This window comes from Collinsella sp. AM16-21, assembly GCF_003471905.1.
GTDB lineage: Bacteria > Actinomycetota > Coriobacteriia > Coriobacteriales > Coriobacteriaceae > Collinsella.
The window spans coordinates 57,015-64,829 of record NZ_QRKJ01000015.1 but is presented as its reverse complement, the minus strand read 5'-3'; the positions used below and the strand labels follow the sequence as shown (position 1 = coordinate 64,829).

Here is a 7,815-nt window from a genome sequence, read left to right as displayed (position 1 = left end):
TCGGCCTAATCCGCGGTCTTTCATGCAGCAGGGGCTCTCAATGTTTTATGTCCTGCTCATATCGTCTCTGCCGGCAGTTTGGGACACTCTTTGGCAATTGGCGCATCAGAACGTTTGGACATACAGTTTTTCGATTCCGTATGTATATATGCGCGCTAATGGGTTATAAAATCTAAGTCTGAACATAGCAGGTCTGCGATGCGGCTCGGGCAACCGGGCCGTTTTTGCGGACGGGGGTAGCGCGAAAGGACTGCACATGCGTCAATTTAAGACCGAGAGCAAAAAACTGCTCGACCTCATGATCAACTCCATCTACACCAATAAGGAAATCTTCCTGCGCGAGCTTATCTCCAACGCGAGCGATGCCGTCGACAAGCTCAACTTTAAGAGCCTGCAGGATCCGAGTGTCAAGCTCGACCAGGGCGACCTGGCCATCCGTGTTTCCTTTGATAAAGATGCCCGTACCATCACCATTTCGGATAACGGTATCGGCATGACCGCCGAGGAGCTCGAGCGCAATCTGGGCACCATCGCCCATTCCGGCTCCGAGGAGTTTAAGACTGAGAACGCCGAGCAGCAGGGTTCCGATGTCGACATCATCGGTCAGTTTGGCGTGGGCTTCTACTCTGCCTTTATGGTTGCCAGCCACGTAAAGGTTGTCAGCCGCGCCTATGGCGAGGACACCGCCCACGTTTGGGAGTCCGACGGTCTTGAGGGCTACACCATCGAGGATGGCGAGCGTGCTGAGCACGGTACCGATGTCATCCTGACGCTGCGCGAGAACGAGAAGCTCGACGCCGACGGCGAGGCCGAGACCTACGATCGCTTCCTGACCGAGTGGGGCCTCAAGAGCCTGATTCAGCAGTACAGCAACTATGTGCGCTACCCGATTCAGATGATGGTGAGCAAGAGCCGCCAGAAACCCAAGCCCGAGGACGCCGGCGACGACTACAAGCCCGAGTACGAGGACTACCAGGAGCTCGAGACCATCAACTCCATGACGCCGATTTGGAAAAAGCGCAGCTCCGACGTTGAGCAGAAGGATTACAACGAGTTCTACAAGTCCACGTTCCACGACTTTGACGATCCCGCGCGCACTATCAGCTTCCATGCCGAGGGTACGCTTGAGTACGATGCGCTGCTGTTTGTGCCGGGTCGCGCCCCGTTCGATCTGTACAGCAAGGACTACGAGAAGGGCCTGGCGCTCTACAGTTCCAACGTGCTGATTATGGAGAAGTGCGACGACTTGCTGCCCGACTACTACAACTTTGTGCGCGGTGTCGTGGACTCTGCCGACGTGACGCTCAATATTTCGCGTGAGACGCTGCAACAGAACCGTCAGCTCAAGGCCATTGCCAAGCGTGTCGAGAAGAAGATCACTGCCGATCTTGAGGACATGCGCGACAACGACCGCGAGGCCTACGAGAAGTTCTTTGAGAACTTTGGCCGCGGCCTTAAGTACGGCATCTACTCGAGCTATGGCATGAAGGCCGATGAGCTCGCCGACCTGCTACTGTTCTGGTCTGCCAAGGAGCAGAAGATGATTACCCTGGCCGAGTATGCCAAGGGCATGCCCGAGGATCAGAAGGCCATCTACTACGCCGCCGGCGACTCGCGTGAGCGCTTGGCCAAGATGCCCGTGGTAAAGGGCGTGCTCGAGCGCGGCTATGACGTGCTGTTGCTGACGCAGGATGTGGATGAGTTTACGTTCCAGGCTATGCGTGAGTACGTTGCCGCCGATATGCCTAAGATCTACGAAGACGACGCCGCCCGCGAGGCTGCCGAGAAGGCCGTTGCCGACGGTGCCGAGCCCGAGGTCGAGGATCGTCACCTGGAGCTCAAGAACGTCGCGACTGGCGATCTTGATCTGGCGACCGAGGACGAGAAGAAGGAGGCCGAGGACGCCACCAAGGAGAACGAGGACCTCTTTAGCGCTATGAAGGAGGCGCTCAGTGACAAGGTCGAGAAAGTTGCCGTCTCCGCGCGCCTGACCGATGCCCCCGCTTGCATCACCACCGAGGGTCCGCTTTCGCTCGAGATGGAGAAGGTGCTTCAGAAGGGTCCTGAGGGCGCGCCCGACGGTATGCCCAAGAGCCAGCGCGTGCTCGAGCTCAACGCCAAACACCCGGTCTTCGCCAAGCTCGTCGCTGCCCAGAAGGCCGGCGACGCCGACAAGATCAAGCAGTACTCCGGCCTGCTCTACGATCAGGCCCTGCTGGTCGAGGGCATCCTCCCTGAGGACCCCGTTGCCTTCGCAGCAGCTGTCTGCGAGCTTATGTAATTGGGTAGTTACGCGGTTCTACGAACCGCGTAACTACTCGACGCTGCAAACGCCCCTAAGCGGCAATTGGGGGGTTCCGCCGTTCTACCGAACGGCGGACCGGCCGACGCTGCGCGGGCCGCATTTGGACAATCTGACGTTCAACTTCAAGGGCGCGACCAGAAGGTCAGCGCCCTTTCGTTTCACGTCACCTTGTCTCAAATGCGACCCGCTCGCTGGCTTATGCTTAACCTGCGGCGGGGTACTCATTGGGGACAGACTTAAATGAGTAGTCATTGGGAACGTTCTTATATGGGTAGTCGTTGGGGACGTTCTTGTTTGACTGGTCGTTTAAGAACGCCCCCGATGACTATTCGGATTGCTAATTTGTGCGGGTTGTGGTTTTGTGACCTGCTGAAATTTGAGATACTGTACAACTGTACGTTAACTAATCTTCGTAGTATATTGCTACCCGCAAAACTCAATACCATTGTGCTTCGAGACGCTAAAGCGCCTACGTACAATGGTTTTTGATAGTACGATTTGATTCAACGACAGGATGGATGGTCCAAGCGTGAGTCTCGGCAGCAAACTATCCAACGCAAAGGTCTCCTTTGCGATATTTAAGCGCGACATTAAGCGACTGCTTATGAACCCCGTCGCCCTGGTGGTTACCTTGGGCGTGTGCGTCATTCCCTCGCTGTATGCCTGGTACAACATCGTTGCCAACTGGGATCCGTACGGAAATACCCAGGGCATTAAAATCGCCATCGCCAACAACGATCAGGGCACCCAGAATGACTTGGTGGGCGAGCTCAATGCAGGCGATAAGGTGGTCGACCAGCTCAAGGAAAACGATCAGCTGGGCTGGACCTTCGTCGACTCGGCTGCCGATGCCAAAGAGGGCGTCGAGAGCGGGGAATACTACGCGGCGATCGTAATCCCCAAGAACTTCTCCGACAATCTTGTCTCGATGCTCGATGGCAATTACCATCAGCCGAAGCTCACCTATTACGTCAATGAGAAGAAGAGCGCCATTGCGCCCAAGGTCACCGATACCGGTGCCAACACCATCGAGGAGCAGATCAACTCGGAGTTTGTCTCCACGGTGGGCGAGACTGTTGCCAGTATCGCCAAGGATGCCGGTGTCGATTTAAAGGACAAGGCAACCCAGACTCAGGACTCGCTGACAAGTTCGGTGTCCGAGGCATCCGACACCTTGGGTGAGGTGCGCGATTCGATTGGCGATATGAATGCCGCCATCGATAAGACGAGTGGCGCTATCGCCTCGGCTGATGCGGCGCTTGCCGGCTTGCAAGGTCAGGCACCGTCGCTGACGCAGGCAATCTCCCAGGGCAACGACCTGCTGGGCGAGGCTCGCGCCACGGCGGGCAACTCTATCACCTCGCTCTCCAAGGCACTCTCGGAAGGTAGCCTTGCACTCACCAAGACGTCAGCCTCCGCGAACGCTGCGATTGGCAAGCTAACGGGTACGGTCACATCTACGACCACCCGCATCGACAACTCGCTCGAGTCTCTCCAGGCGACGATCGATCACAATAAGGCCGTTATCGGGCACTTGGAGATTCTCGTTAATGACACGTCGACAGGTTCCGAGGAAATTGACGCGCGCATTGTATCGACCATCGATTCGCTTCGCGAGCAAAACCAGAAGCTGCAGAGCATCAAGGATGGCCTTTCTGCACAATCGAGCGCCATGGCAAACGACGCTACGGCAATCTCGAACGCGAGCAACGCACTCAACGCGGCAATTCAGACCGGTACGGCTAACCTCGGTCAGGCTCAGACCGATCTGGGTCAGAACGCACTTCCGAAGGCTTCGAGCGCGCTTGACTCCTTTGCCGCCGTTTCGGGCGATTTGACCGGCATTGTGTCGGGTATGACCCCCACGATAGCGAGCGCGCGCGGCACGCTGGCGCAGCTCGACGCCACGCTCAAGCAGGCAAAGACCACGCTGTCCCAAACCGACGCCTCCCTTGCCAAGGTTCAGGACAAGCTCGTGACCGCCGCCAATGACATTGCGGCGCTGCAGACCTCTGAGTCTATGGGCGAGTTAGCCGACCTCATGGACGTCGACGTCAATGACGTGGCAGATTTCATGGCATCTCCGGTTGAGCTGACGTCCAAGTCAATCTATCCGGTCAAGAGCTTTGGCTCGGGCATCGCGCCCTTCTACACCAATCTGGCGCTGTGGGTAGGCGGCTATGTGCTCATCGCTATCTATAAACTCGAGGTCGACCGCGAGGGCATCGGTAGCTTTACGGCGCGTCAGGGCTACTTTGGCCGCTGGCTGCTGCTGGTGATCCTGGGTGCGTTGCAGGCCATCATCGTTACGGTGGGAGATCTGGTCATTGGCGTTCAGTGCGTCAATCCGCTGCTCTTTGTACTGGGCGGCATCGCTATTTCGTTCACCTACGTCAACATCATCTATGCGCTGTCCACCACGTTTAAGCATATCGGTAAAGCCATTGGCGTCATCCTCGTCATTGTGCAGATCCCCGGCTCGTCGGGCATGTATCCCATCGAGATGATGCCCGGCTTCTTCCAATGGCTGCATCCGCTGCTGCCCTTCACCTATGGCATCAACCTGCTGCGCGAGACCGTCGGTGGCATGTATTCGTTCAACTACCTGTTCAACCTGTGCATCCTGGGCGTGTTCCTTGCCATCGCACTCTTTATTGGCTTGCAGCTGCGTCCGCTGCTGCTCAACCTCAACCTGCTCTTTGACAAGCAGCTTTCCACGACGGGCCTCATGATCTGCGAGTCCAACGACCTGCCGCGCCAGCGCTATTCGCTGCGCACGGCCATGCGCGTCATGCTCGATTCGGATTCGTACCGTCGCGAGCTGCTCGATCATGCCGTGGCGTTTGAGCATCGCTACCCGTACTACATCAAGGGCGGTTTTGCCGCCGTGGTAGGCGTGCAGGTTCTGCTCTTTGTGCTTTCGACGGTGCTCGATATCGACAATAACGGCAAGATCATCCTGCTCGTTATCTGGATCATTTCGGTTATCGCCATCTGCGGCTGGCTCATCAACATCGAATACATCCGTGCGAGCCTCAATACCCAGATGCGTATCTCGGCGCTTTCGGACGAGGACCTTCGCCGCGAGATGCGCGAGCACACGGCTGCCATCCCTGCCGCCCGTCGCATGTTTGGTCTCAACGCCAGCGAGCGTGGCGCCAAGGGAGGCGAACAGCCTACGAGCCGTCTGTCGCATATCGGTGCGCATCGTAAGGCTCAAGATGCCGACGGCGCTGACAACGTAAACGGAAACGACGGGGACACCACCTCGCTTGGCAAGCACTCTAAAGGAGGTGAGGCATAAATGAAAAACATCCTGCACCTGTTTAAGCGCGATGTCCAAAACGTGTCTCGCTCCGTGATCGGCATGGTCGTCGTGATGGGCCTGATCATCGTGCCATGTCTCTATGCATGGTTTAACATCGCCGGAAGCTGGGATCCCTACGGCAATACCGGCAACCTTAAGATCGCCGTGGTCAACACCGATGAGGGTTACGAGAGCGATCTGATTCCCGTCGAGGTCAACGTGGGCGAAAACGTAACCGCCACCCTGCGCGGCAACGAGAACTTCGACTGGGTCGTCCTCAACGACCGTGATAAGGCGATTGAGGGCGTTAAGTCGGGCGCGTACTACGCTGCCGTCGTTATCCCTAAAACGTTTAGCGCCGACATGATGACGCTTTTCTCGACCGAGGTGAAGCACGCCGATATCGAGTTCTATGAGAATCAGAAGGCCAACGCCATCGCACAGATCGTGACTGAAAAGGGTTCGAGCGCCGTCCAGAGTCAGGTCAACGAGACCTTTACCAAGACCATCACGACCATCGGCCTTAAGACCGTGTCCAGCCTGCTCGACTATATGAGTACCGACCAGGTGAGCAGCTTTATCGCCAATCTGTCCTCGACGCTGGGCGATTCGGTCGAGGACCTGCAGGACGTTCAGGCGAGTGCGACGTCGCTCGCGGGCATTTTGAGCTCCACGTCCGATTCACTGACATCGGCGGGCGGCATGCTCAAGCAGACGGGCACCGTTGATGAGTCGGCGAAGCAGCTGATGGAGCACGCCAAGAGTGGCATCAATGATTCCAAGGAAGCGCTCAAGGCCGCCAACGATGCCGTTGACGCGGCGATTGACGGAAGCGCGGGCTCGTTCGACAACGTGTCCGCCGAGCTTGCGAAGGCATTCGATGCCGCGAATCAGCATGTTTACCTTACGGTGTCTCAGCTCAACGAAGCCGCAGCGGCGCTCAATACGCGTGCTGACGATATCGATGCGATGGCCGATCAGCTCCGTAACCTTGCCGACCAGGTGAGTGATGACAAGCTCAAAGACGGTCTCGAGTCCGCTGCGACGTCGCTGGGCAGAATTGCCGTGGAGTACCGCAACAATGCGAAGGACCTGACGGCGACCGCAAAGTCCCTTTTGGACGGCATGGCGGAGGTCAACAACTCGCGTGCCGAGGTCGACCAGGCCATCGCCGATGCCAAGGCGGGTATCTCGGGAGCCAAGTCCGACTACGATTCCACGTTCTCGGTTAAGGCCAAGGAGCTCAAGAAGACCATTTCGGGCGTTCTGGATTCCCTGAACGGTATCTCGGGTGACTTGGATAGTGCCGTGAGCGGCCTCACCGATGCATCCGGCTCGCTCGCAAAGGGCCTCTCCAAGGCTGCGACGCTGGTCAACAAGGCTTCTGATCAGTTGGGCGAGGCGTCGGACAAGATTAGCGCTTTCAAGGACGAGCTCGACGGTGCCCTTATGTCGGACGATCTGGCCACGATTAAGACGATGATCGGCAACGACCCCGAGGGTTTGGCCGTGTCGCTTTCTGGTCCCGTCGCGCTCGACCGCAAACCGGTCTATCCGATCCGCAACTACGGTTCGGCCATGGCACCGTTCTACACGATTCTGTCGCTGTGGGTGGGCTCGATTGTACTGGCGGCCATGATGAAGGTCTCGGTTGACGATGAGCTCATCAACGAGCTGATCCCCGTGCGCCTGCACGAGATCTACCTGGGCCGCTACCTGTTCTTTGGAGGTCTGGCCCTGCTGCAGGCGACACTCGTGTGCGCGGGTGACATCCTGTTCTTTGGCATCCAATGCGACAACCCGCTGCAGTTTGTACTTGCCGGCTGGGTCGCGAGTCTCGTGTTCTCCAATATCGTCTACACGCTCACGGTTTCGTTTGGCGATATCGGCAAGGCGCTCGCCGTCGTGCTGTTGGTTATGCAGGTCGGCGGTTCGGGCGGTACGTTCCCCATCGAGATGACCGGCCCTGTGTTCCAGGCGATCTATCCGTTCCTGCCGTTCACCCACGGCATCAACGCCATGCACGCCGCCATGGCTGGCGCCTACCATATGGAGTACTGGATTGAGCTAGGCATTCTGGCGAGCTATCTGATTCCGTCGCTGGCACTGGGCGTCGTCTTCCGCCGCCCGGTCATCAAAGCCAACGACTGGATCATCGAAAAGCTGGAATCAACAAAGCTTATCTAGTACAGCAACGTTAACG

General features: G+C 57.5%; 3 protein-coding genes. All 3 read left to right on the top strand.

Annotated elements, in window-relative coordinates:
• The first annotated feature begins 256 nt into the window (after positions 1-256).
• The 3 genes from htpG to DW180_RS08495 all read left to right on the top strand — a co-directional run bounded on the left by htpG (position 257) and on the right by DW180_RS08495 (position 7,799).
• Entirely contained in the window at positions 257-2,281 is a 2,025-nt protein-coding gene (gene htpG / locus DW180_RS08505) for a molecular chaperone HtpG (RefSeq protein ID WP_117816962.1), read from the top strand.
• Positions 2,282-2,834: 553 nt separating this feature from the next.
• Positions 2,835-5,609 carry a YhgE/Pip domain-containing protein gene (locus tag DW180_RS08500; protein ID WP_233539186.1) on the top strand — a complete coding sequence of 925 codons (2,775 nt, stop codon included), beginning with the start codon at positions 2,835-2,837 and terminating at the stop codon, positions 5,607-5,609.
• Positions 5,610-7,799, top strand: a complete 2,190-nt coding sequence (locus tag DW180_RS08495) for a YhgE/Pip domain-containing protein (protein ID WP_118238398.1) — start codon at positions 5,610-5,612, stop codon at positions 7,797-7,799.
• Positions 7,800-7,815: the final 16 nt, after the last annotated feature.